20 protein-coding genes and 1 riboswitch are annotated in these 23980 nt (G+C 70.2%); of the genes, 10 read left to right on the forward strand and 10 right to left on the reverse strand.

Annotated elements, in window-relative coordinates:
- The first annotated feature begins 114 nt into the window (after nucleotides 1-114).
- The 4 genes from Mth01_RS20190 to Mth01_RS20205 all read left to right on the forward strand — a co-directional run bounded on the left by Mth01_RS20190 (nucleotide 115) and on the right by Mth01_RS20205 (nucleotide 5572).
- A complete protein-coding gene (locus Mth01_RS20190) occupies nucleotides 115-1311 on the forward strand; it encodes an amidohydrolase (protein WP_239089851.1) in 1197 nt (398 codons plus the stop codon).
- 104 nt (nucleotides 1312-1415) lie between these two features.
- Entirely contained in the window at nucleotides 1416-2399 is a 984-nt protein-coding gene (locus tag Mth01_RS20195) for a helix-turn-helix domain-containing protein (RefSeq protein WP_204017468.1), read from the forward strand.
- 29 nt (nucleotides 2400-2428) lie between these two features.
- Nucleotides 2429-2636, forward strand: a riboswitch (cobalamin riboswitch).
- Between the two features lie 135 nt (nucleotides 2637-2771).
- Entirely contained in the window at nucleotides 2772-5117 is a 2346-nt protein-coding gene (metE, locus tag Mth01_RS20200) for a 5-methyltetrahydropteroyltriglutamate--homocysteine S-methyltransferase (RefSeq protein ID WP_204017469.1), read from the forward strand.
- A 251-nt stretch (nucleotides 5118-5368) separates the two neighbouring features.
- On the forward strand, nucleotides 5369-5572 hold the full coding sequence (locus tag Mth01_RS20205) for a cold-shock protein (RefSeq protein WP_203946720.1): 204 nt from the start codon (nucleotides 5369-5371) through the stop codon (nucleotides 5570-5572).
- Nucleotides 5573-5655: 83 nt separating this feature from the next.
- Here Mth01_RS20205 and Mth01_RS20210 read toward each other — a convergent pair whose 3' ends face one another.
- From Mth01_RS20210 to Mth01_RS20220, 3 genes are all read right to left on the reverse strand, one after another.
- On the reverse strand, nucleotides 5656-6762 hold the full coding sequence (locus Mth01_RS20210) for a fatty acid desaturase family protein (RefSeq protein ID WP_204017470.1): 1107 nt from the start codon (nucleotides 6760-6762) through the stop codon (nucleotides 5656-5658).
- An 11-nt stretch (nucleotides 6763-6773) separates the two neighbouring features.
- Nucleotides 6774-7817, reverse strand: a complete 1044-nt coding sequence (locus Mth01_RS20215; RefSeq protein WP_239089843.1) for a ferredoxin reductase — start codon at nucleotides 7815-7817, stop codon at nucleotides 6774-6776.
- Nucleotides 7818-8091: 274 nt separating this feature from the next.
- Nucleotides 8092-8820, reverse strand: coding sequence for a hypothetical protein (locus tag Mth01_RS20220; protein WP_204017471.1), 729 nt, complete (start codon nucleotides 8818-8820; stop codon nucleotides 8092-8094).
- A 184-nt stretch (nucleotides 8821-9004) separates the two neighbouring features.
- On the opposite strand from Mth01_RS20220, the gene Mth01_RS20225 reads away from it, so the two are divergent.
- Complete coding sequence (locus Mth01_RS20225) at nucleotides 9005-10963, forward strand: sensor histidine kinase (protein ID WP_204017472.1); 1959 nt, start codon at nucleotides 9005-9007, stop codon at nucleotides 10961-10963.
- The gene (locus Mth01_RS20230) at nucleotides 10960-11625 is read left to right on the forward strand and encodes a response regulator (RefSeq protein WP_204017473.1); all 666 of its coding nucleotides are present in this window, start codon (nucleotides 10960-10962) and stop codon (nucleotides 11623-11625) included. Before Mth01_RS20225 ends, Mth01_RS20230 begins: the two co-directional genes overlap by 4 nt.
- A 29-nt stretch (nucleotides 11626-11654) precedes the next feature.
- On the opposite strand, the gene Mth01_RS20235 is transcribed toward Mth01_RS20230, so the two are convergent.
- The 3 genes from Mth01_RS20235 to Mth01_RS20245 all read right to left on the reverse strand — a co-directional run bounded on the left by Mth01_RS20235 (nucleotide 11655) and on the right by Mth01_RS20245 (nucleotide 15997).
- Complete coding sequence (locus Mth01_RS20235; protein ID WP_204017474.1) at nucleotides 11655-12386, reverse strand: DsbA family oxidoreductase; 732 nt, start codon at nucleotides 12384-12386, stop codon at nucleotides 11655-11657.
- A gap of 65 nt (nucleotides 12387-12451) precedes the next feature.
- Complete coding sequence (locus tag Mth01_RS20240) at nucleotides 12452-15232, reverse strand: aconitate hydratase (protein ID WP_204017475.1); 2781 nt, start codon at nucleotides 15230-15232, stop codon at nucleotides 12452-12454.
- Nucleotides 15233-15244: 12 nt separating this feature from the next.
- Nucleotides 15245-15997 (reverse strand): succinate dehydrogenase/fumarate reductase iron-sulfur subunit, encoded by a 753-nt coding sequence (locus Mth01_RS20245; protein ID WP_204017476.1) that lies wholly within the window; start codon nucleotides 15995-15997, stop codon nucleotides 15245-15247.
- Between the two features lie 194 nt (nucleotides 15998-16191).
- On the opposite strand from Mth01_RS20245, the gene Mth01_RS20250 reads away from it, so the two are divergent.
- The 4 genes from Mth01_RS20250 to Mth01_RS20265 all read left to right on the forward strand — a co-directional run bounded on the left by Mth01_RS20250 (nucleotide 16192) and on the right by Mth01_RS20265 (nucleotide 20334).
- Entirely contained in the window at nucleotides 16192-16659 is a 468-nt protein-coding gene (locus Mth01_RS20250) for a CBS domain-containing protein (protein ID WP_204017477.1), read from the forward strand.
- Between the two features lie 63 nt (nucleotides 16660-16722).
- Complete coding sequence (locus tag Mth01_RS20255; RefSeq protein WP_239089844.1) at nucleotides 16723-17871, forward strand: thiamine pyrophosphate-dependent enzyme; 1149 nt, start codon at nucleotides 16723-16725, stop codon at nucleotides 17869-17871.
- A 2-nt stretch (nucleotides 17872-17873) separates the two neighbouring features.
- Entirely contained in the window at nucleotides 17874-18932 is a 1059-nt protein-coding gene (locus Mth01_RS20260; RefSeq protein ID WP_239089845.1) for an alpha-ketoacid dehydrogenase subunit beta, read from the forward strand.
- A 10-nt stretch (nucleotides 18933-18942) separates the two neighbouring features.
- Entirely contained in the window at nucleotides 18943-20334 is a 1392-nt protein-coding gene (locus Mth01_RS20265) for a dihydrolipoamide acetyltransferase family protein (RefSeq protein ID WP_204017478.1), read from the forward strand.
- 148 nt (nucleotides 20335-20482) lie between these two features.
- Here the strand turns inward: Mth01_RS20265 and Mth01_RS20270 are convergent, their stop codons facing one another.
- From Mth01_RS20270 to Mth01_RS20285, 4 genes are all read right to left on the reverse strand, one after another.
- Complete coding sequence (locus Mth01_RS20270) at nucleotides 20483-21028, reverse strand: hypothetical protein (protein WP_204017479.1); 546 nt, start codon at nucleotides 21026-21028, stop codon at nucleotides 20483-20485.
- Nucleotides 21029-21041: 13 nt separating this feature from the next.
- The gene (locus Mth01_RS20275; RefSeq protein ID WP_204017480.1) at nucleotides 21042-21596 is read right to left on the reverse strand and encodes a DUF5709 domain-containing protein; all 555 of its coding nucleotides are present in this window, start codon (nucleotides 21594-21596) and stop codon (nucleotides 21042-21044) included.
- A gap of 86 nt (nucleotides 21597-21682) precedes the next feature.
- On the reverse strand, nucleotides 21683-22732 hold the full coding sequence (locus Mth01_RS20280; RefSeq protein ID WP_239089846.1) for a PP2C family protein-serine/threonine phosphatase: 1050 nt from the start codon (nucleotides 22730-22732) through the stop codon (nucleotides 21683-21685).
- A gap of 224 nt (nucleotides 22733-22956) precedes the next feature.
- Nucleotides 22957-23955 (reverse strand): pentapeptide repeat-containing protein, encoded by a 999-nt coding sequence (locus tag Mth01_RS20285; protein WP_204017482.1) that lies wholly within the window; start codon nucleotides 23953-23955, stop codon nucleotides 22957-22959.
- Nucleotides 23956-23980 lie beyond the last annotated feature (25 nt).

A 23980-nucleotide genomic window follows, 5' to 3' on the forward strand; every position in this document is an offset into this window, starting at 1 on the left:
TGAAGTGACACCGATCCGTGGGCCGCGCGGCGCATGCTCAGAGGAAAACGCCTGGAAGGTGGGACGTGTATGCCCGGCGTATCCGTCACCGAGACGTCTCGTCTCTCCTTGGAAGTGCTGCAGCCGGCTCTCGAGCTCTATCTTGACCTGCACGTCCATCCCGAGTTGTCGGGCCAGGAAAGGCACACCGCCGAGAGGCTGTCCCGCTGGCTCGGCCGTTACGGCGCCTCCGTCACCCGCGGTGTCGGAGGTGGGCATGGCGTGGTCGGTGTCCTGCACAACGGTCCCGGCCCGACCGTCATGCTCCGAGCCGAACTCGACGCGCTTCCCGTACAGGAGCGCACGGGCCTGCCGTACGCGAGCACCGTCCCCGGCGTGATGCACGCCTGCGGCCACGATCTGCACCTGGCCGCGGCCGCCGGGGCCTTCGCCGACCTCGCCGGACGCGAAGACGCCTGGAGCGGCACCGTGATGCTCGTCGGTCAGCCCGCGGAGGAAACCCTGCAGGGGGCGCAGGCGATGATCGAGGACGGGCTCTACGAACGCTTCGGCACCCCCGACCTCGTCCTGGCCCAGCACAGCGCTCCCTCTCCCGCCGGAACCGTCGCCCATCCGGGCCCCGGCCCGCTGATGTCCGGCAGCGTCGCACTGGATGTGATCATCCGCGGGCGGGGCGGCCATGGCGGCACTCCGCATCTGAGTGTCGATCCGGTGGTGACCGCCGCCTCCGTGGTGATGCGGCTCCAGTCGATCGTCTCCCGTGAGACCGCCCCCTCCGAGCAGGTCGTTCTCACAGTCGGCTCACTGAGGGCGGGGGAACGGGGCAACGTCATCCCGGACCGGGCCGAGCTCAGCCTGACCGTACGGGCCTTCTCCGAAGCCGCACTCGAACGCGTCACCACGGCCGTGGAGCGCATCGTGCGAGCCGAGTGCGCGGCCTCGAACTGCCCGGAGGACCCGGAGATCACCATTACCTCGCGCTCACCCGTCCTCTTACCGACCCCCTCCGCGATGGCTGCCGTGCGCCGCGTCCACGAGCACTTGTTCGGCCCGCAACGCATAGGCTCCACTCCCCCGACGACCGCCACCGAGGATTTCGGCTGGTTCGGCGCGGGCGGCATCCCCACGGCCTACTGGTTTCTCGGTGTCACGAGCGCCCAGCAGCGGCGCATCGCACTAGATCTGGGCGAACCGATACCGGTCAACCACTCGCCTCAGTTCGCCCCCGACCTCCGCACAGCGCTGCCGACCGGCATCACCGCGATGAGCGGAGCCGCGCTGGACACTCTGGCCGCACGGTCAACAGGTTGAGATCTCCCTGCTGCCGGACGGCCGAAGATCCTTGTAGCCGCGCGTGCCTTTCGCAAAACTCGTCATTACGATCAAGCTGAGGCGGCTGGCGAGAGGACACGGGGTTGCTGGAATCACTCGGGCTCGACAAGCTGACGGAAAAGGTCTACAGGCTGCTGCTCACCCGGCATGATCTGGACGTCGATGAGATCGCCCAGACGCTCGACGTCGAAATCGACCAGGTCAGAGCCGCTCTCGACCATCTGGCCGAGCTCGCGCTGCTGCGTCCCTCATGGGACTTACCGGGCGGATTCCGCCCGGTAAGCCCCGAGGCGGGGCTGCAGACCCTGCTGCAGCAACGTCAGGCCGAGCTCGCCCGCCAGCAGCAGCAGATCGCCCAGGCCCAGTCGACCATCGCGGATCTGATCGACGAATACGCCAACCACCGCCTGGGCTCCCAGACATCGAGCATCGGCACGTTGATCGGCATGGATGCGATCCAGGCGCGCATCGAGGAGCTCTCGGTGCGCGCCCGGATCGAAATCGTCAGTTTCATGTCCCACCGCGCCCACGACCCCCGGGCACTGGAAATCGCCAAACCGCTGGATCTGCGGGTGCTCGGCAACGGCGTGGCCATGCGCTCGGTCTTCCTGGAAAGTGCCCGCCACGATCCGTCGACCATGGCGTACGCCCAGTGGCTGGCCGAGAACGGCGCTGAGATCCGGACCGCCCCTACGCTCCCGGTGCGCATGACGATCTATGATCGCCTCACCGCCCTGCTGCCGCTGGAGGCCGCCAACCCGCGCAAGGGCGTCGTCCAGGTTTTCGACACCGGTGTCCTCACCGCCGTCCTCTCCCTGTTCGAGACGATCTGGGACGCGGCCACGCCGATCGGGATCCCTCCGCCCCGCGACGACGCCGGGCTTTCTCCGCGCGAGCGCCAACTGCTGAAGCTCCTCGCGGCGGGCTTCACCGACGAGGGAGCGGGCCGCCAGATGGGCCTGTCACAGCGCACCGTCCGCCGCATGATGGCCGACATCATGGAGCAACTGGGCGCCCGAAGCCGCTTCGAGGCCGGGCTGCGGGCAGCGGAACGCGGCTGGCTCTGACCGATCTTTCACGTTGGCGCGAGGGGCACTAGGCTGGGTGACGCAGTTGGTTCGCCCTGTCCGCCAGGCAGGCGCGTCGTAAGAGGGAACCCGGTGCGATTCCGGGGCTGCCCCGCAGCGGTGAGTGGGAACGACCGCCGTCACACGCACTGGATCGGAAGATCCGGGAAGCGACGGCCAGTAGGAACGAGCGCGACGCCCACGAGTCCGAAGACCTGCCACTGCCCGTACGCGACCTGCGTGCGGTGACGTCGACGGCCTCGAGGGCGGGCCCGGCGAGACCAGGCAGACGGGCCGCATGTCTGCTCATCGGTCACGCCTTCGCGCCCCGGGATCCGCCGAGGTCTTCCGTGACTCGCGAAGGAGAGTTTCGTGACCGACGCCCCCACCACCTCGCTCGGCACGGTGTACGGCTATCCGCGACAGGGACCGGACCGCGAACTGAAGAGAGCGGTCGAAGGTTACTGGGCCGGCCGGGTGAGCGCCGAGGAGCTGCGCACAACCGCCGAAGGACTGCGCCGCGACGTCTGGCGGCAACTGACGGACGCGGGCCTCGGCGAGGTGCCCTGCGGTGACTTCTCGCTGTACGACCACGTGCTGGACACCACGGTCATGGTCGGCGCCATCCCCGAGCGCCACCGCTCCGCCGTCGCGGCCAACCGGCTCGACGGCTACTTCGCCATGGCTCGTGGCACCCGGGACGTCGCCCCGCTGGAGATGACCAAGTGGTTCGACACCAACTACCACTATCTGGTGCCGGAACTGGGGCCGGACACCGCGTTCACGGCCGACCCCGCGAAGCCCCTCGGCGAGCTGCGAGAAGCCCTCGCGCTCGGGCTCAACCCGCGCCCCGTGCTCGTCGGACCGGTGACCTATCTGCTGCTCGCCAAGCCCGTGCCCGGTGCCGACCCGGGCTTCGAGCCGCTCACGCTGCTCGATCGGCTGCTGCCCGTCTACGCCGACGTACTCGCGGCGCTGAGAGCGGCGGGCGCCGAGTGGGTGCAGTTCGATGAACCCGCCCTGGTCCAGGACCGGCCGCGGGCCGTCCTGGACGCGGTCGCGGCCGCCTACCGGCGCCTCGGCTCGCTCGAGCACCGGCCGAAGATCCTCGTCGCCGGTTACTTCGGCCCGCTCGGCGAGGCGCTGCCGGTGCTGGCGCAGGCGCCGGTCGAGGGGCTCGGGCTCGACTTCACCGGCCCCGCCGCCGCCAATCTGGACGACCTCGCCCGGGTCGGCGGGGTGCTCGGCAAACGCCTGGTGGCCGGTGTCGTGGACGGCCGCAACGTCTGGATCAACGACCTGGAGAAGTCGCTGTCCACGCTGGCCACCCTCCTCGGCCTGGCCGGGCAGGTCGATGTCGCCGCGTCCTGTTCGCTGCTGCACGTCCCGCTGGACGTCGCCGCCGAGACCGGGATCGACCCCGAGATCACCCCATGGCTCGCTTTCGCCCGGCAGAAGACCGCGGAGATCGTCACGCTCACCCGGGGTCTGACGCGGGGCACCCGGGCCATCGCCGGCCATCTCGCCGACAACCGGGCCGCCCTGGAGGCCCGGGCGACCTCCACCCTGATCCGTGATCCGGCCGTACGCGCCCGCGCGGCGGCCGTGACCCCGCAGGACGCCCGGCGCGCCCAGCCGTACCCGGAGCGGGCGCGGACGCAACGCGCCCGGCTGGACCTGCCGCCGGTGCCGACCACCACCATCGGTTCCTTCCCACAGACCGCCGAGCTGCGGGCCGCCCGCGCCGACCTGCTGTCGGGGCGCATCGACCAGGCGGCCTACGACGAGCGGATCGCGGCCGAGATCCGCGAGGTGCTCATCTTCCAGGAGAAGGCCGGCATGGACGTCCTGGTCCACGGTGAGCCCGAGCGGAGCGACATGGTCCAGTACTTCGCCGAACGGCTCGACGGGTACGTCGCCACCCAGCACGGCTGGGTGCAGTCCTACGGCACCCGCTACGTCCGGCCGCCGATCCTGGCCGGGGACGTCTCCCGCCCCGAGCCGATGACCCTGCGCTGGACCCGGTACGCCCAGTCGCAGACCAGCCGACCGGTCAAGGGCATGCTCACCGGCCCCGTCACCATGCTGGCCTGGTCCTTCGTCCGTGACGACCAGCCGCTCGGCGACACCGCCCGCCAGGTGGCGCTGGCGCTGCGTGACGAGGTCGCCGACCTGGAAGCGGCCGGCATCGCGGTGATCCAGGTGGACGAGCCCGCCCTGCGCGAGACGCTGCCGCTGCGCGCCGCCGACCGGCCCGCCTACCTGAGCTGGGCGACCGAGGCGTTCCGGCTGACCACGGCAGGGGTACGACCGGAGACGCAGGTCCACACCCACATGTGCTACGCGGAGTTCGGCGAGATCCTCACCGCGATCGAGGATCTCGACGCGGACGTGATCAGCCTGGAGGCCGCCCGCTCGCATATGCAGGTGGCCCGTGAGCTGGCCGAGGCCGGATACCCGCGCGGGGTCGGGCCAGGTGTCTACGACATCCACTCCCCCCGCGTGCCCGGGATCGAGGAGCTGGTGTCCCTGCTGCGCACCGGACTGGAGGCCATCCCGGCCGACCGGTTGTGGGCCAATCCCGACTGCGGCCTGAAGACCCGCGGCTGGGCCGAGGTCCGCGCTTCGCTGGAGAACCTCGTCGCGGCCGCTCGCGAGATCCGCGCCGAAGCCGCCGACCACCCGCAGGGCCTTCCCACCGGCGGCACCGGCGCCTGATCGGGTACGGCTCAGCGGCCCTTGACGGTACACGTGGACCGTCCTGTACGTAATCGACGCTGAAAGCACCGAGTGGTGTGTAGGGTGAAGGAAACAGGTTGTGTCGAAGTCCCAGTATGCGTAACAGCGCCTGCGGAGCTATGACAGCGGGCGTCTACCGGATGAAGCCATGGCTTTCCAAGGCGGTCGGTCGCAGCAGCCCCGAGATCAGTCCGTGTCTTACGGAGATCGTCTCAACAAGGAGAGAAAGCATGGCTCAGGGAACTGTCAAGTGGTTCAACGCCGAGAAGGGCTTTGGTTTCATCGCCCCCGACGACGGCACCCCGGACGTCTTCGTCCACTACTCGGCCATCGACGCCGGTGGTTACCGGTCGCTGGAGGAGAACCAGCGGGTCGAGTACACCGCGGGCCAGGGTGCCAAGGGCCCGCAGGCCGAGCGGGTACGACCGCTGTAGCCTGACACGCCGCCCGACGGGCATTCGGCCCCGGACTCGCGCAGAGTCCGGGGCCGCTGTCATCTGGAGGGCCTCGCCCCGGCTCAGGCCACGGCGCCGAGCGTCTTCACCGGCGGTGCGGTCGCCGGTGGCCGCTGCCGGGGCCCGGGCAGGGCCATCCTCAGGACGCGCTTCCAGACCGAGGCCGCCTGCCGGGCCAGCGATCCGGACGTGTACGGCAGGCCGAACCGCTCGCACAGGGCGCGGATCCGCGGCGCGATCTCGGCGTACCTGTTGCTGGGCAGGTCGGGGAACAGGTGGTGCTCGATCTGGTGGCTGAGGTTGCCGCTCATGATGTGGAAGAGGCCGCCGCCGTCGATGTTGCATGAGCCGAGCAGTTGGCGGACGTACCACTCGCCGCGGGTCTCGCCCTCGAGCCGGTCCTCGGTGAAGACCTCCGCGCCCTCGGGGAGGTGACCGCAGAAGATGATGGTGTGCGCCCACACGTTGCGGGCCAGGTTCGCGGTCAGGTTGCCGAGCAGGACGGGCAGGAACGCCGGGCCGGCGAGGAGCGGGAACGCGACGTAGTCCTTGACGACCTGGCGTCGTATCTTGGTCGCGACCGCGCGGAGCTGGGCCAGCGCCTCCTTCGGATCCTTTCTCCCCGACGGGATGCGCTCCAGTTCGAGATCGTAGATCGCGATGCCGTACTCGAAGAAGAGGGCCAGCAGCGCGTTGTAGAACGGCTGGGCGAGGTAGATCGGGTGCCATCGCTGCTCGGGGCTGATGCGCAACACCGAATAGCCGACGTCCCGATCCTTGCCGAGCACGTTCGTCCAGGTGTGGTGGACGAAGTTGTGGGAGTGCTTCCACTGGTCGGCCGGGGAGGCGGTGTCCCATTCCCACGTGGTCGAGTGGATCTTCGGGTCCCGCATCCAGTCCCACTGCCCGTGCAGGACGTTGTGGCCGATCTCCATGTTCTCCAGGATTTTCGCGGTGGCCAGTGCCGCGGTCCCCGTGATCCATGCGGGCGGAAACCAGGAGGCGATCAGCAGCGCCCTGCCGCCCAGTTCCAGCTTCCGCTGGATCGCGATGAGACCCCGGATGTAACGCGCGTCCCGCTCGCCGAGGCTCTCGATCACCTCATCGCGGATCCTGTCCAGCTCACGGCCGAAGCCCTCGGCGTCAACCGAGGTCAAAGTGGCAGGCATGCGCACTCCTCTCACAGTTCGATCTCGATCGGGCCCGCCGCGGCCGACACACAGGTCTGGATCATGTCGCCCGCCTCTCCGTGCACCTGGCCGGTGCGCATGTCGCGTACCCGGCCCGAGCGGAGGCGCGCGACGCATGAGTAGCAGATGCCCATGCGGCAGCCACTCGGCATGAGCACCCCCGCACCCTCACCGACGGCCAGCAGCGAGGTCCCGCCGTCGGCGTCCGCCTCCCGGCCGCTCCTGGTGAAGCACACGCGTCCCCCCGACCCCACGACCGTCGGCACCAGCCGGAAGCGCTCGACCCGCAACCGGTCCGTGGGCCCGGTCCAGTGGGCCGCGATCTCGTCGAGCATGGCCGGCGGTCCGCAGGCCCAGACGGCACGTGCCGTCCAGTCTGGGCAGAGCCGGGCCAGGTCCGCGGGCCGCAGCCGTCCCTCAGCCCGCGTGTGCCGTTCGTACAGCCGTAGCCGGGGGCATCGCGCGGCCAGGCTCCGGAGACGCCGGCCGAAGATGACCTCGTCGGGTGTCGGCGCCGAGTGGACCAGCACGACGTCCGGCCCCTCCACGGCCGGGGCGCCGCCCAGCATGCCGTCCAGCATGGCCATCACGGGTGTGACGCCACTCCCGGCGGTCACGAACAGCAGGCGCGGTGGCGGCGACTCCGGGAGGACGAACGCGCCCTCCGGCCGGCCCAGCCTGATCACCGTCCCCGGCTCTGTGCGCCGCACGAGGTGGTTGGAGACGAGCCCCTCGCGCATGGCCTTGACCGTGATGGTGACGCGACCGTCGGGTCTTCCCGGGGCTGACGACAGCGAAAAGGTACGCCAATGGCGCCGTCCCCGGATGTCGACGCCGATCGGGACCCACTGGCCGGGGCGGTGCACGACCCAGCCCCGGCCCGGACGGATCACCAAGGTCGCCGCGTCGGCGGTTTCGGGGATCACCTCCTCGACCCGGCCGCACAGATCCCCCGCGGTCCAGAGCGGGTTGATCAATCCGAGGTAGTCCTCTGGAAGCAGCGGCGACGCCAGCCACCGGGCGGCCGCCGCCAACCGACGCAGGATCGCCGGCCCGGGTCTCGCAGCGGATGGGGTCGCGCGCTTAGGGATCACAGAGCCTTCCGGGAAGCCTGGTAAATCATGCTGAACGGGCCGTCCGTACGAAGGTGGTGCCCGGCCACTCACCCGCGATATCCCCAGGCCGGGGCAAGGGGAGATTGCTTGTTGAGGCCCTGCCGTCGCGAATCGACAGTCCACAACCGCGGGCTGGACGAGGGCACGCCCAACTCATGCCATGAAGGGCCGGTGGTCACCATGAATACCGACGTCATACGCCCGGAGTCGGGCGTACGGCCGGCAGGTCGAACTCGTCGTTGCGCATGCGCAGCAGGGCGAGCGACGCTCCGGCGAAACCGAGGGCGGCGAGCAGGAGGCCGACGCCCTGGGCGACGTGCCCGGGCACGAACGGGTGGGTGAACCCCCCCACGGCGAGGGCGATGCCCATCCATGCCGGGGCGACGCGACTGCGCCACAGCGCGAGACCCAGCAGGAGCAGGCCGATGACGATGCCCACGATGAACAGCAGGCCCGCCATCAACTGCACCGGATCGTTCTCCAGCACGTCATCGGAAAGCCTGGTCATGGCGCCCACGTCCAGACCCGATCGGACGGTGTGATACGCGAGCGGGCCGCCCCCGGTGATCAACGCGATCCCGGAAAAGGAGCCCAGCAGCGAGATGAAGGCGCCGAACGAGGTGAGCCTCGGGGCGCCTCGACGGGCCGCCCAGGCGACCGCGAACGTGGCGGCCGGGAGTCCGACGACGAAGACGGCGCCGACCAACCTGAGGACGTTCATGAGCTGCTGATTGGCCGTGTAGGCCGCCACTGTCTCGGCGAAGGAGGCCCCTCCGTCTATCGGGCTGAGCAGGTAGTACACGGCCTGCGCGAGCATGGGCAGCGGGGCGATGACCGCGAGAAGGATGCGCCAGAAGCCGCGTACGTCGCGCAGCGGCGCGGCAGACGATGGGCCGCTGATCGTCACGGGGTCGGGTTGCATGATGTCCTCCGAACATGGGGGTGGTCCTTCCTGCGGATCCGAGGGTGACCGGCGTACGCCCCCACCGTCGCGGGTGTGGCCTCCCATCCCCGTCCCGGGTACTCCCAGGCGAGATAGGGGCGTCCGCCCATGGTCACCAGGGCCGTCCGAACCGGATGATTGGTCTCATGTCAGTGAGGCGGCAGTGAGGCGCGCCGGGCCGGTCACCGTGATCGCGGTCACGGGGCTCATGGTCGTCGCGACCTGGGTGTCGTGGTTCGCCGGCGGACTCACCGTGGGCGACGCGGCCGAGTCGTACCTGTTGACCAACAGCGCGATGTCGGTGACGTTCACCGCGTTCGGCGCGCTGGTGCTGGCGCACCGGCCGCGGCACCGGGTCGGGCTGCTCTTCGCGGCCTACGGCGCCTGTTACACCGTCAGCGTGGCCTGCCTGGGCATGCTGTCGGGCGTGTTCACGCTGTCCCCCGGCTGGGAACGCGCGATCACCCTGGTCGGCATCACTGTGTGGATCCCGGCGCCGACGGTCGGCCTACCCTTGATCTTGCAGTTGTTCCCCGACGGCCGACCGCTGTCGCGCAGGTGGCGTCCGCTGGTCGTGGTGACCGTCGCGTTGACCCTGCTGGCGCCGACCTTGACGCTGCAACCCGGCGGGGACAGCGCCGAGCCGACGGCCGAGCACGGTCCGCTTCTGCCCGACGCGGTAGGGCGGGTCATGGCGGGCCTGGTGCCGGTGTTCGTCGTCGCCGCCGGTCTGGTCCTGCTGGGCAGTGTCATCGCGCTCGGGCTTCGCGCATACCGGTCGCGGGGCGCGCAGCGACTGCAGGTGATGTGGCTGCTGTGGGCGGTGGTGCTGTTCGTGGCGCTGAACCTGCAGCGGATCTTCACCACCGACGGGCCGATCCTGTTCCTGCTCACCCTGCCGCTGATCCCCGCCGCCGTCACAGTGGCGATCGTGCGGCACCAACTCTACGACATCCGGTTGATCGTCAACCGATCCCTGGTGTACGGCCTGCTCACGCTGGGCGTGATCGGCGCGTACCTGGGCATCGTCGCGGGCCTCACTCCGCTGGCCGGCGACCGGCTGTCGGCGAATCCGCTGGTCGCGACCGCAGTGATCGCGGTGGCGTTCGCGCCGGCCCGATCCCTCGTGCAGTCCCTCGTGGACCGGCTCATGTACGGCCAGCGTCGGGATCCGGCCGAGGCCGCCGCCCGAGTCGGGGTCCGAATCGGCACGGGCCTGGAAGGAGTGCTGCGCGCGCTGTGCGAGGCGCTGCGCCTGCCGTACGCCGCGATCAGCTCCGACGGCCGCCTTACCGCGACCTATGGCCGGCCCACGCCGGCCTGGCACACGGTGGCGATCGAGGTGGCGGAAGGGCATCCAGCCGACCTGCTCGTCGGGTTGCGCACGGGGGAAACACGGCTGTCCGGCGCAGACCGGCGCGCGCTGGAACTGCTGGTGGCGCCCGTCGGCCTCGCATTGCAGGCAGTACGTCTGTCCGAACAGCTACGCGAGTCACGCATGCGCATCGTGACCGCCCGTGAAGAGGAGCGCCGACGGCTGCGCCGCGACCTGCATGACGGCCTGGGCACCGCGTTGACCGCGGTCACGCTCAAGGCCGACGCGGCCCACAACCTGCGGCAGACCGACCCGGACCGTTGCGGGCAACTGCTACTCGACCTGCGCGCCGACCTGACCTCCACGATCGCGGATATCCGGCGGCTGGTCTACGACCTGCGTCCGCCCGACCTTGACGAACTGGGTCTGGTCGGCGCGCTGCGTCAGCACGCCCAGCAGTCCTGGCACCGTGATCAGACCGAGTTCTTGGTCACCATCGACGTTCCCGACGACCTGGCGCCCTTGCCTGCCGCCGTCGAGGTGGCCGCCTACCGGATCGCCACCGAGGCGGTGACCAACGCACTTCGCCATGGCGATGCCAACGTCTGCCGGGTGTCGCTGCGCACTGATCACGCCCTGCATCTGGAGGTGCTCGACAACGGCACCGCCATGGCCGGTTCGTGGCCTCACGGTGTCGGCCTGCGCTCCATGCACGAGCGGGCCGCGGAACTCGGGGGCGCACTCAGCGCCGGACCGACCAACCAGGGTGGACGCGTCCACGCCCTGCTACCACTGGAGCACATATGAACGCCGACGACCCGATCCGCATCGTCATCGTCGACGACCATCCGCTGATGCGAGAAGGGTTGCGCGCCCTGGTCTCCTCACTACCCGACGTCGAGGTGGTGGGCGAGGCGGGCGACGGCGAGGCCGCTCGCCGCGAAACCCAGCTCACCCAGCCCGACGTCGTGGTCATGGATCTGCACATGCCCGGCGCCAACGGGGTGGACGCGACCCGCGCGATCCTGCGCACCACACCCGGAACGCGGGTACTCGTGCTGACCATGTTCGAGGACGACGAGTCGGTGTTCGCCGCCATGCGGGCCGGCGCCGCCGGCTACCTCGTCAAGGGGGCGCAGCAGGACGAGATCGTCCGAGCGATCCGCTCCGTCGCCGCCGGCCAGGCCATCTTCGGCCCGAGCGTGGCACGCCGGATCATCGACTTCTTCGCCCGCGCGGGCAGCGCCTCCCAGGCGGCGGAGCCCTTCCCCGAACTCACCGCCCGCGAGCGCGAGGTCCTCGACCTCATCGCGACCGGCCTCGCCAACTCCGCGATCGCCCGCCGCCTCGGCATCAGCCCCAAGACCGTCAGCAACCACATCTCCGCGATCTTCACCAAGCTCCAGGTCGCCGACCGTGCCGAGGCCATCATCCGGGCCAGGCAGGCCGGCCTCGGCAACACACTCTGAATATGAAGATCCTCTTCACCACGAGCGGATCAGCGTTCGGCCGTGCCGTCCGGTGCCGCGGTGGGCAGCGTGTCGAGCAGTTCGTCCGCCCAGGCCAGGTCGTAGGCGTCCACTCGCGGGAAACCGCCCTCGTCGGGGTCGCCGGTCCACTGGTAGGTGACGCCGGGGTTGTGTACGGCATAGCCCCCGGGGCCGAACACGTGTCCGCTGCCCTTGATCTCGGGGCCCTGGGCGATCCGCCACTGGTCGTAGACGTCGGCGCGTCCACCGCCCTGGGCGAGCGCGGCGGCGAGCGCATCGGCGTCGACGGAGTCGCACTTCTCCGCGATGTCGAGGATCACGGAGTGGACGCTGATGCACGCGCTGTCGACGAAGAAGGCCCGGCGCAGGGCCATGTCCAGTTCGTCGCTCGCCCGCAGCCCGCCGACCTCCGGCGCCTTGGCGGCCTGGACGGCTTCCATCGCGGGCAGGGTGGTGACCGGGTAGGTCCAGTCGGGGCCCCGCCACAGCCGCCACCCGAGTTGGGGGCGGTGAGCGGCGAGCATCACGATCTCGGGGTCCACGATGTGCTTCGGGGTCGGCTGCCGGTTGAACAGTTCGAGCGGGAACGCCCGGTGGTCGATGAGCAGCGGCGCACCGCGTCGGTCGGCGGCGGCGTGCAGTGTGTGCAGCGCGAGCGTGGCCCACGGACAGCCGACGTCCGACCAGACGGTCACCATCGGGGCATCCGCTGTCGCGGCTGGAACGTCGTTCGTCGACATCAAGGATTCTCCTGGCCTGTTCTTCGGTCGCGACTCATTCGTTTGCCACGGCATTCCGGGGCCCCTCATGTCGACAGCATGGAGCGGAGGACGTACGGCAGGATTCCGCCGTGACGGTAATAGTGGGCCTCGGTGGGGGTGTCGATACGCACCTTCGCCGTGAACCGGATGCTGTCGCCGCGGCCGTTCGCGGTCACCGCGACCTCACGGGGTGGGTCCTCAGCACCCGTCAGCCCGCTGATGGTGAACGTCTCCTCTCCGGTGAGGCCGAGGGATCGCGGGCTCTGACCGGGAGCGAACTGAAGGGGCAGGACACCCATCCCGACGAGGTTGGAGCGGTGGATGCGCTCGAACGACTCGGCCAGGACGACCCTGACGCCGAGCAGCGCGGTGCCCTTGGCCGCCCAGTCGCGTGAGGAGCCCGAGCCGTAGTCCCTGCCCGCGATGACGAGCAGCGGCACACCTTCGGCGGCGTACCGCATCGCCGCGTCGAAGACGGTGGTCTGCTCCCCGTCGGGGAGATGGCGGGTGAATCCCCCTTCGGTGCCGGGGGCCAGCAGGTTCCGCAGCCGGATGTTGGCGAAGGTGCCGCGGATCATCACCTCGTGGTTGCCGCGCCGGGAGCCGTAGGAGTTGAACTCCTCGCGCCTCAGGCCGTGGGCGCTCAGATATCGCCCGGCCGGGGAGTCCTGCTTGATCGAACCGGCGGGTGAGATGTGGTCGGTGGTGACCGAGTCGCCGAGCAGGGCCAGCACGCGGGCGTCCTCGATGTCCTCCAACGGCTCGGGCGTTCGGCTCATGCTCTCGAAGTACGGCGGTCGGCGTACATAGGTGGAGTCGGCATCCCAGGTGAACAGTTCCCCTTCCGGTGTGGGCAGATCACGCCACAGCTCGCCGCCGGCGTAGACGTCCGCGTAGCCGCGGCCGAACATCTCCGCGCGCAGACAGGTGGAGACGATCTCCTGGACCTCCCGCCCGCTCGGCCAGATGTCGCGCAGGTAGACCGGCTCGCCGGTGGCGTCGAGGCCGAGCGGATCTCGGGTGAGGTCGACGTTCATCGATCCGGCCAGCGCGTAGGCGACCACAAGGGGCGGAGAGGCGAGGTAGTTCAGTTTGGTCTCCGGGTGGATGCGCCCTTCGAAGTTGCGATTGCCCGACAGCACGGCGGCGACCGCCAGGTCGGCGCCGGCGACGGCACGGGACACTTCGTCGATCAGGGGGCCGGAGTTGCCGATGCAGGTGGTGCAGCCGTAGCCGACCAGGTCGAAGCCGAGCTCGTTCAGGTACGGCGTCAGCCCGGCGCGCTCGAAGTAGTCGATCACCACTTTCGAGCCGGGGGCCAGGGTGGTCTTCACCCACGGCTTGGTCTTCAGTCCCCGCTCGACCGCTTTCTTGGCCAGCAGCGCCGCGCCGACCATGACGTCCGGATTGGACGTGTTGGTGCAGGAGGTGATGGCCGCGATCACCACCGCGCCGTGCTCGACCTCGAAGGACGTGCCGTCCTCCAGCGACACGGGAATGTGCTCGAGTGGGGGGCAGGTCACCGTCCCGGAGGTGTCGAAACACGTCGGCGTGTCGCCGGGGCGGCTGTGGGTCAGCGAGAAGGGGTCGGAGGCGGGGAAGGATTGCGCGCTGCTCTCGTCCAGCCCGGAGAGTGCCGGCTCGCAGTCGACGTAGCCGCCCAGTACCGCGCGGAAGACGCATGCCGCGTCCGCCAGGGCGATGCGGTCCTGTGGGCGCTTGGGTCCCGCGATCGACGGGACGACCGTCGACAGGTCCACCTCCAGCGTCTCGGAGTAGTCGGGCCGCCGATCGGGGTCGTGCCACAGGCCCTGTTCCTTGGCGTACGCCTCGACCAGCGCCACGTGGTCGGCGCCGCGGCCGGTCAGCCGCAGGTACGACAGGGTTTCCGCGTCGATCGGGAAGATCGCGCAGGTGGCGCCGTACTCGGGGCTCATGTTGCCGATCGTGGCTCGGTTGGCCAGCGGCACGTTGGCCACACCGGGTCCGTAGAACTCCACGAACGCGCCGACCACGCCGTGGGTGCGCAGTGTCTCGGCGATGGTGAGGACGAGGTCGGTGGCGGTGCTGCCCTCGGGCAGCGCACCGGCCAGCTTCACCCCGATGACCCGGGGGATGAGCATGCTCATCGGCAGGCCGAGCATGGCCGCCTCCGCTTCGATGCCGCCGACACCCCAGCCGAGCACGCCGAGCCCGTTGACCATCGGGGTGTGGGAGTCGGTGCCGACCAGGGTGTCGGGGAAGGCCACGCCGTCCTCCCCGAACACGACGCGGGCCAGGTGCTCGAGATTGACCTGATGGCAGATGCCCGTTCCCGGCGGGACCACCCGCAGATTTCGCAGCGCGCCCTGCCCCCAGCGCAGGAACTGGTAGCGCTCCCGATTACGCTCGTACTCCAGCTCGACGTTGCGCTCGAACGCCTCAGGGCTGCCGAAGTGGTCGGCGATCACTGAGTGATCGATGACCAGCTCGACCGGGCGTCGCGGGTCGATGCGCGCCGGGTCGCCGCCGAGCCCGGCCATCGCTTCGCGCATCGCCACCAGGTCCACCAGGCACGGCACGCCGGTGAAGTCCTGCATCAGCACCCGGGCCGGAGTGAACTGGATCTCGATGGCCGGTTCGGCCGCCGGGTCCCACCGCGCGAGCGCCGTGATCTGGTCAGCGGTCACCTTGCGGCCGTCCTCGTTGCGTACGAGGTTCTCCAGCAGCACCTTGAAGCTGTAGGGCAGCCGCGCCGTACCGTCCATGGCGTCGAGGCGGAAGACGGTCCAGGAGGATCCGGCGGCGCACAGCGTTCCCCGGGTGTTGAAGCTGTCGATCGACACGTCGAACCCCTCTCATGCTCCCCCGCGGTGCCGCCAGGCACGTACCAGCCGCACCAGCGGGTCGTGGCACCGGTCGGCGATCCGCTCCTTCATCGCGATGATCGCGTTATCGGTGATCTTGATCCCGGCCGGGCAGACCTCGGTGCAGCACTTGGTGACGTTGCACAGGCCGAGCCCGTCCTCCTCGCGCAGTTCCCGGAGGCGGTCGCCGGTGTCCAGGGGATGCATGGCGAGTTCCGCATGGCGGATGAAGAACCTCGGGCCGGCGTAGCTCGGTTTGTTCTCCTCGTGATCGCGGATGACGTGGCAGACGTCCTGGCACAGCCAGCACTCGATGCACTTGCGGAACTCCTGCGAACGGCCGACATCCTCCCGGAACATCCGGTACTCCCCGGGGGCGAGGTCCGGCGGCGGGGCGAAGCAGGCGACCCGCCGGTCCCTGTCGTAGTTCCAGGAGACGTCGCAGACCAGGTCCCGGATGATGGGGAAGGTCCGCAGCGGGGTGACCGTGACGCGGCCGTACGGCAGGGCCGACAGCCGGGCCATGCACATCAGCTTGGGGCGGCCGTTGATCTCCGCGCTGCACGAACCGCATTTGCCCGCCTTGCAGTTCCACCGCACGGCGAGATCTCCCGCCTGGGTGGCCTGCAGGCGGAGCACAGCGTCCAGGACGACCTCGCCCTTCTGCACGGGCACGAGGTATTCGACGAGTTCACCGCCGCTCGCGTCGCCACGCCACACCCGAAGCGACAGGTCACCGGCCATACCATCGCCACCTTCCCCATCAGATCCCGTCAAACCCCGTCGTAGCGGTCACTCGGGCCGTCGTGTCCGGGTAAGTCACCGGGTGTCGATGCATCTCGCGAATATCCACGGCCACATACCCCTTCGATAATTGACTAAGCGGGGGATATTGGGACAAACCATCAGATAGCACGCGGGTTGATCCGGGAGGCGAGGTGCAGGTCAAGGAGATCATGACGGCCCCGGTCGTCACAGTGGCGGAGGACACGCCCGTACCTGCGGTGGCGGCCCTGCTGCGCAGCCGGCGGATCAGCGCGGTTCCCGTGGTCGATGCCGGCGGCGCCGTCGTGGGACTGGTCAGCGACTACGACCTGCTGGCTCGTCAGGGGGCGACCGCCGCCGAGGTGATGACCAGCGCGGTGATCTGCGTCACCGAGGACACCGACGTGGACGAGGTCCGCCACCTGCTGGTGGACCGGCGGATCCGGCGCGTCCCCGTTCTGGCCGGGGGCCGGCTGGTCGGCATCGTCAGCCGGTCGGATGTCGTGGTCCTGCTGACCACGGAATGGGCGTGCGCCGTGTGCGGCGAGGTCACGCGGGGCGAGCGCCCCCCGCCTCGCTGCCCCAAGTGTCAGGCCGAGGCCGACCGGTTCGCCCCCCAGGAGCCGCTCCCAGGCAGTTGAGATGACCCGTTCAGATGACCCGTTGAGATGACGCACGCTTTCGATGTCAGGAGGCACCCGGCGATGGTCGCGAACACACCCGGACCGGCGTCGAGCCCCGAGCCCGGCCCGGCGCATGGCGCCCGATCCGATGTAGGCGCGGTACGACCGCCGGGCGCGTCCGAGGACGCCGAGGTGCTGCGCGGCTACTACCGGCAGATGGCGCTGATCCGGGCGTTCGAACTGCGCTCGGCGGAGATGTACGCCCGGGCGAAGATCGGCGGCTACTGCCACCTCAACCTCGGCGAGGAGGCGACCGTCGTCGGCCTGATGGCCGCGCTGCGCCCGTCGGACTACCTGTTCGCCGGCTATCGGGTGCACGGGTACGCGCTCGCCCGCGGAGCCGAACCGGGACGGGTGATGGCCGAGCTGTTCGGCCGGGTCACCGGCATGTCCGGCGGCCGCGGCGGCTCGATGCACCTGTTCGACGCCGGTCTACGCCTGCTCGGCGGCTACGGCATCGTCGGCGGCCAGTTGCCCCCGGCGACCGGTGCGGCGCTGGCCATCGCCTATCGCGGGGCGCCCGGGCCCGACAGTGAGGCGGTGATGTGCCTGCTCGGCGACGGCACCACGAACATCGGCGCCTTCCACGAGGCGCTCAACCTCGCCGCGGTCTGGCGCCTGCCCATCGTTTACGCGATCGTCAACAATCAGCTGGGGATGGGCACCCCTGTCGAGGCGGCGTCGGGAGAGCCGGAGCTGTTCCGGCGGGGCTGCTCGTACCGGATCCCGGGCGAACGGGTGGACGGCAACGACGTGCTCGCGGTCCGCGACGCCGCGCTCGCGCTGATGGAAAGCGCGCGCGAGGAACACCGGCCCGGTCTGCTGGAGGCCGTCAGCTACCGGATACGCGGGCACTCCGTGGTCGACCCGGCCCGCTACCGGTCGGCGGAGGAGACCCAGCGGGTACGCGACCTCGATCCGTTGCCCGCCTTCCGCGCCCGCCTGATCGAGGGCGGGGTGCTCGACCAGGAGACGGCGGCGCGGATCGACGACGAGACCGAGCGGACGGTGACCGCCGCGATCGAGTTCGCCGACACCAGTCCGCCCCCGCCCGTCGACACGCTGTTCGACGGCGTCTACGCCACCCCGGTCCCCAACGTCTTCACCGGCCTGCCGGGCGACCCGCCGCCCGATGGCCAGACCACCGTCACCACACTCGGGGAGAGCTGACCGTGGGCCGGACAACCGTGGGCCGGACAGCGGAGCAGACAGCCGAGCAGGCCGTCACCTACCGGCAGGCGCTGCACGACACGCTGCGCGCCGAGATGCTGCGGGACGAGGACGTACTGCTCCTCGGTGAGGAGATCGGCGTCTTCGAAGGGTCGTACAAGATCACTGCAGGCCTGCTGGACGAGTTCGGACCGCGGCGGGTGCGCGACACGCCGATCTGTGAGGAGGGGTTCGTCGGCGCCGCGATCGGCGCGGCCATGCTCGGGCTGCGGCCCGTCGTGGAGATCATGACGATCAACTTCAGCCTGCTCGCCATCGACCAGATCGTCAACCACGCGGCGAAGATGCGGGCGATGTTCGGCGGCCAGGTCTCGGTGCCGATGGTGATCCGCACCCCGGGCGGCGGCGGTCAGCAGCTCGCCGCGACCCACTCGCAGAACCTGGAGGTCTTCTACGCCCACGTGCCCGGACTGAAGGTCGTCGCCCCGTCCACACCCGCGGACGCCAAAGGCCTGCTGGCCAGTGCCGTACGCGACGACGACCCGGTGCTCTTCCTGGAGAACCTGGCGCTGTACAACACCAAGGGCGTCGTGCCAGGCGGTGATCACATTGTTCGGATCGGCACCGCCGCGGTCGCCAAGGAGGGAAGTGACCTGACCCTCGTCGCCTACTCCCGCGCGGCCGTGATCGCCCACGACGTCGCCCGACGCCTGGAGGACGAGGGCGTCTCAGCCGAAGTGATCGACCTGCGCAGCCTGCGCCCACTGGACCGCGCGACGGTGTGCGCCTCGGCCCGCAAGACCGGCCGCGCGATCGTGCTGGAGGATGACTGGCTGAGCTACGGGATCGGCGCGGAGATCGCCGCCACCATCGCCGAGGGCGCCTTCGACTACCTCGACGCGCCCGTCCGCCGGGTGGCGGCCGCCGAGGTTCCTCTCCCGTACGCCAAACCGCTGGAGCTCGCCGCCCTGCCGGACGCGGCGGCCCTGACCCGGGTGATCCGTGAAGTCCTCGAGGCCACCCGCTTCGTGCCGCGCCGCGTCCCGTCCAGCCAGGGGTAGGAGGCCTGACATGCCCGAAATCTTCATGCCGCGCCTGTCCGACACGATGGAAGAGGGGACCATCAGCCGCTGGCTCAAGCGTGAGGGGGACCAGATCCGCAGAGGCGATGTCCTCGCCGAGATCGAAACCGACAAGGCCGTCATGGAGCTGGAGGCCTACGAGGAGGGACCGCTGACCCGCATCCTCGTCCCCGAGGGCGGCGCGGTGCCGATCGGCGCACCCGTCGCCGTCGTCGGCACCGGGGCAGGCACTGAGACCGGGACCAGCACCGGGACCAGCACCGGTGCCGGCGCCGAGGCCGGAGCGGAACCCGGGCAGCCGGCCCGCCCGCCCGCGACCCCCGAGCCGGCAACCCCCGAGCCGACAGCCCCGGAGCAGGCGGCGCCGGCACAGCCATCCGAACCCGTCTCACCGATCAGGTTGCCGTCCTCGCCGCTCTCCCGGCGCCTGGCCAGCCGGCACGGCATCGACATCACCACCCTCACCGGGAGCGGCCCCGGCGGCCGGGTGATACGCGCCGACGTGGAGGAGGCCATCGCCCGGCGCGACGAGCGCCCTGCCACGACCCGCACGGCCCGCACGGCCCGTCCCGAGGCGGCATCGCCCGCGGAGCCCACCCCCCGGGCGTCTCGGGCAGAGGAGAAGACCCCCGAACGTGCCGAGACGGTACGCGAGGGCGAGGAACGAGAGATCGAAAAGGCCGAGAAAGCCGGGGATGTCGAGGAAGTCCCCCTGACCGCGGTACGCCGCATCACCGCCAGAAGACTGATCCAGAGCGTCCAGCAGGCCCCGCACTTCTACCTCACGACGATGGTGGACGCCGAGCCGCTGCTCGCCTTCCGCGCCGAGGTCAACACGCGCCTCGGTGAGCGCGGTCCGCGTGTCACCGTCACCGATCTGATCGTCAAGGCCTGCGCCATCGAGCTTCGCGAGCATCCCGAGGTGAACGCGTCCTGGGCCGACACCCGCATCCTGCGGCACCGCCGGGTGCACATCGGGATCGCGGTCGCCCTCGACGACGGCCTGATCGTGCCGGTCGTCCACGACGCCGACGTGAGGACCCTCACCGAGATCGCCCGTGAAGCACACGCCCTCGCGGACAAGGCCCGGGCGGGGCGTCTCACCCTGGACGAGCTCGGCGGCGGAACCTTCACCGTCAGCAACCTCGGACCGTTCGGCATCGATCACTTCACCGCGGTCATCAACCCTCCGCAGGCGGCGATCCTCGCCGTCGGCGCCGCGCAGCCTCAACCTGTCGTACGCGACGGCGAACTCGCCGTCGGCACCATGATGGCGCTGACCCTGTCCATCGACCACCGCGTTCTGGACGGCGCCACGGGGGCCGCCTTCCTCACCGGCCTCAAGGAGCTTCTGCAACAGCCCCTGCGCATGGTCGTGTAGTCACGCGGCCGATCCGGTTCCCGGCATCCCCCCGATGCCGGGGACCGGCGTCCTCCCGGGTCGTCCGGCGTCGGTCCCCGGAGCCGAAGTCGGGCTCGGGCGCGGAGGCGGCTCCGGCGTGTGCCGTCAGGCACGCGAGAGGTCCGCGTCAGTACAGGCGCCCGGTGCCTTCACCGGGCAGGTAACCGCCGTCGTCGGCGTCGGTACGGCCCGAGCCGACGTCCGGATCGTCCTCGCCCGGCGCCGCCCACTCCAGGTCGCCGCCGACGTGCCCGCCTTCTCCGACGCGGTACGGCATGGAGCCGCGCGGCGTGTCGTCCTCGACGACACCGTGCTCGGCCTCATCCACAGGCCCCTGCACCCGGAAGCCGGGGCGGCCGCCATGTCCCTGCTCTTCGATGGCGTCCGGCGGCATCGGGTGCGGGCTGGGGCCGGCGGTCTCCAGGTGATCCGGGACCTCGTCGGTGCGGGCCGCCACCGACTTCTCGTCCGACCCGGCGGTCACGCCCCACTCGTCGTCGCGTCCGGTGACGTAACCCATCGGCTTGGCGTAGCCGCTCGCGGGCTCGGCCGTGTCGTCCGGCTTGCCCCGTGGACTCCGGTTGGCGCCGCGGATCGACGCCGGACCGATGTCGCCGCCCATGTTGTGCAGATCGCTGTCGAAAGTAGTGCCCTTGTCCTCTTCCCTTGGCATCGCTCGTCCTCCCTCATTCGGGTTCCACTCGCATGGCGGCCTCCTCGGCGCTGTAGCCCCCCGCGTCGGGGCCGACCTCCATGGCCGCCTCGTCCGGCTCGGCGTCGCCGTGGGCGCCCTCGTCCGGAGCGACGAGACGGCCGGCGGGGCGTGGGGTGTCCCAGACGGCGCCGGACGGCTCCTGCGGCTGTGCCTGCCACCCGGGGGCCACCCCGCTGTCCTGCTCGTAGTCGGTGTCCAGGTCGGAGCCGACGCCGAGCCCGCCGTCCTCGGTGATCGCGCGCCCGGTCCGCGGCCGCTCCTGGTGGACGGTGGGCGGCCCGCCCGTGCCGTAGACCGGCTGCTCCTCGGGCAGCTCCCTGCTCAACCGGCTGTCCAGGGGCTCGCCCTGGATCGCCTCGTCGATCGTGGTGCCGTAGTCGTCCACCGCTGTCGGTTGATCCGCCGGCAGCGGCGCCTCCTGGGGGTCGACCGCCCACTGCTGCTGCGGGGTCCCGTCTTGAAGATCGGGAATGCCCTCGTCCTCGAACCGCGAATGCGGATCGTGTTCCGGCGTGTGCTGACTCACCGCGTCCCCCTCCTTAGCTCGCGGCCATCCACGCCCCCTTACCCGCAATCCGGGGCGGCCCACGTTGGAGGCGGCATATCCGCGTGCTACAGGCGGTGAGCCGGGTTGCGGCGCAGGAGCAGCATGGCGGCGTCGTCCGGCACGGGACCGCCCACGTGGCGCAGCAGATCGGCGCGCAACTCGTCCAGCGCGGCCTGGGGATCGGGCGCCCGCAGCAGGCGCGCGCGTTCCTCGAGCGGATAGAAGGTCCCCTGCCTGTCCCGGGCCTCGACGACGCCGTCGGTGTAGAAGAGGATCTGGTCGCCGTCCTCGAAGGGGATGCCGTACGGCTTGGGCCGTGGCGAGCCGAGCTCGGCGAGCCCGAGCGGAGCGGCCTCCTCGGGCGGCTCGGCCAGCCGGATGCCGCCGTCCCGGCTCAGGACGAACGGGGCGGGATGACCGCAGTTGAGCAGTGAGATCTCGTGGTCGTGCACCTCAGCCAGGATCGCCGTGACGAACTTCTCCCCGCTCAGATGGCGGGCGAGGCTGGCCTCCAGCCGCTCGGCGACGCCGAGCAGCTCGGCCTGGTCGTAGGCGGCCTCGCGGAACGCTCCAAGCACCCACGCCGCGGTCTCCACGGCCTCCAGGCCCTTGCCCTGTACGTCACCGATCAGGAGCCGCACCCCCTCGGGTGTGATGACCACCTCGTACAGGTCGCCGCCGATCTGCGCCTCCGCCGCGGCCGAGGTGTAGGACAGCGCGACCCGCACGTCTCCGGCCCCGCGTGGGACGGGCCGCAGGAGCACGCGCTGGGCCGCCTCGGCGACGAGGCGTACGTTGGCCAGTTCGCGTTCCCGCCTGGTCCGCAGCCGGCTGGCCAGCATGCTGGCCGCGGTGACCCCGACGATCGAGGCCATCGTGAGCGTGTTCTGCGGTCTGCCCAGCAGATGGTCGTACGCGGCCAGGGGAACGTAGAGCGCGAGTGAGAGTCCGCCCACCACCGCGGTACGGCGTACGCCGCCCGAGACCGAGGCGAAGGCCGGCCCCAGGGTGAGCAGCGGCAGGAAGATCAGGGTGGGTCCGACCAGCAGGTCGACCGCGACCACGGCGGCCATCGCGATGAACGGCAGCGCGCGGAGGATTCGCTGCGATTTCATGGACACTCCATTGCCGACCTCGGTCAGTTCGTGGAACATTCCATGGCGGTTTGGTGCAACTCCTTCCCCAGCCGGCACATCAGGTGCCGCCTCCTCTGCCATCCGCGATTATGCGCTTCCCAGCGCAGCACATGGCGGTTTATCAGGAAACTCTCAGGGAGATCGGAGATGGGACTCCAGGTGGGTGATCGTACGGCTATTGCCGGAAAAATCCGCGTAAGCAATTATTTTGACGTGTCCGAATCGCCATTATTCGCAGGGTTTTGGCGGTCGCCGCGGACGTTCTCGTCCCAGTGGGCGGGGCGTTCGAGCGTGGCGGGCAGACGGGTGGCGGCGTCGCCGTTGGCCGCGTTCACCTGCGACTGGGTGAGGAAGATGCTGCCGGTGAGGTCGGCGCCGCGGAGATCGGCCCCTCTCAGGTCGGCCCCGATGAGGTCGGCCACCCGCAGGTCGGCGCCCTTCAGGTCGGCCCCGATGAGATAGGCCCCTCTCAGGTTGGCGGCGGTCAGATCCGCGCCCCTGAGATCCGCTCCGATGAGATCGGCGCCCCTGAGCTCCTTCTTCCGTGCCCGCCCCGCCCCGGCCTTCTTGCCTCCGACGTTCTTGCCTCCGGCGTTCTTGCGGCCGCGCGGCGCCTCGGCCTTCAGCCCGGGTACGGCAGCGGCCCGGGTGAGCTCACTCGCGCGCAGCAGCAGCACGTTGACCTCGCTCCGATGCGCCGCCACGTCCAGCTTCATCAGCGTGTCGGGGTTGTCGAGCGTGCGGCGTTCCGTCTGTTCCAGTGCCCGCCGCAGATCGCCGTGGATCGGGCGGGCGGCCGGAAGGGTCAGCGCCTCGTTCAGGTACCAGAGCAGCTCGTGAAGCTGCCGCATGATCGGGAAAACCTCGAACATCCGCTTCGCGGACACCGGGTCCTCCCGCCAGTCCCGGCCGCCGAAGGTGACCCGCGAGACCTTCTGCCCGGCGCCGAAGCAGTCGAAGGTGACACAGCCCGGAAAGCCGCGCTGCCTGAGATCCCGATGGATGCCACAGCGGAAGTCCGCCCGCAGGTTGGGACAGGGCTGCCCGCCGGGCTTGTCGATCGCGAAGTCCGCCGAGGCGGAGAAGGGCAGCGCGACGCAGCACAGCCCGAAGCAGTTCGCGCAGTCAGCGTGCAGCTCGGGCTGCCCGTGCTGCCCGTGCTGCTCAGACTGCCCGTACTGCTCGGGCTTCTCGGGCGACATGCGGGAGTCTCCTCGTGGATCGTGA

It is taken from the genome of Sphaerimonospora thailandensis, assembly GCF_016863115.1.
GTDB lineage: Bacteria > Actinomycetota > Actinomycetes > Streptosporangiales > Streptosporangiaceae > Sphaerimonospora > Sphaerimonospora cavernae.

Excerpts from the sequence above, each read along its gene's own strand:
- Mth01_RS20205 (WP_203946720.1), top strand. The coding sequence starts at position 5,369 with ATGGCTCAGGGAACTGTCAAGTGGTTCAACGCCGAGAAGGGCTTTGGT.
- Mth01_RS20210 (WP_204017470.1), bottom strand. The coding sequence starts at position 6,762 with ATGCCTGCCACTTTGACCTCGGTTGACGCCGAGGGCTTCGGCCGTGAG.
- Mth01_RS20245 (WP_204017476.1), bottom strand. The coding sequence starts at position 15,997 with ATGGCCGGTGACCTGTCGCTTCGGGTGTGGCGTGGCGACGCGAGCGGC.
- Mth01_RS20280 (WP_239089846.1), bottom strand. The coding sequence starts at position 22,732 with ATGAAATCGCAGCGAATCCTCCGCGCGCTGCCGTTCATCGCGATGGCC.
- Mth01_RS20255 (WP_239089844.1), top strand. The coding sequence starts at position 16,723 with ATGGTCGCGAACACACCCGGACCGGCGTCGAGCCCCGAGCCCGGCCCG.
- Mth01_RS20265 (WP_204017478.1), top strand. The coding sequence starts at position 18,943 with ATGCCCGAAATCTTCATGCCGCGCCTGTCCGACACGATGGAAGAGGGG.
- Mth01_RS20220 (WP_204017471.1), bottom strand. The coding sequence starts at position 8,820 with ATGCAACCCGACCCCGTGACGATCAGCGGCCCATCGTCTGCCGCGCCG.
- Mth01_RS20235 (WP_204017474.1), bottom strand. The coding sequence starts at position 12,386 with ATGTCGACGAACGACGTTCCAGCCGCGACAGCGGATGCCCCGATGGTG.
- Mth01_RS20270 (WP_204017479.1), bottom strand. The coding sequence starts at position 21,028 with ATGCCAAGGGAAGAGGACAAGGGCACTACTTTCGACAGCGATCTGCAC.
- Mth01_RS20230 (WP_204017473.1), top strand. The coding sequence starts at position 10,960 with ATGAACGCCGACGACCCGATCCGCATCGTCATCGTCGACGACCATCCG.
- Mth01_RS20285 (WP_204017482.1), bottom strand. The coding sequence starts at position 23,955 with ATGTCGCCCGAGAAGCCCGAGCAGTACGGGCAGTCTGAGCAGCACGGG.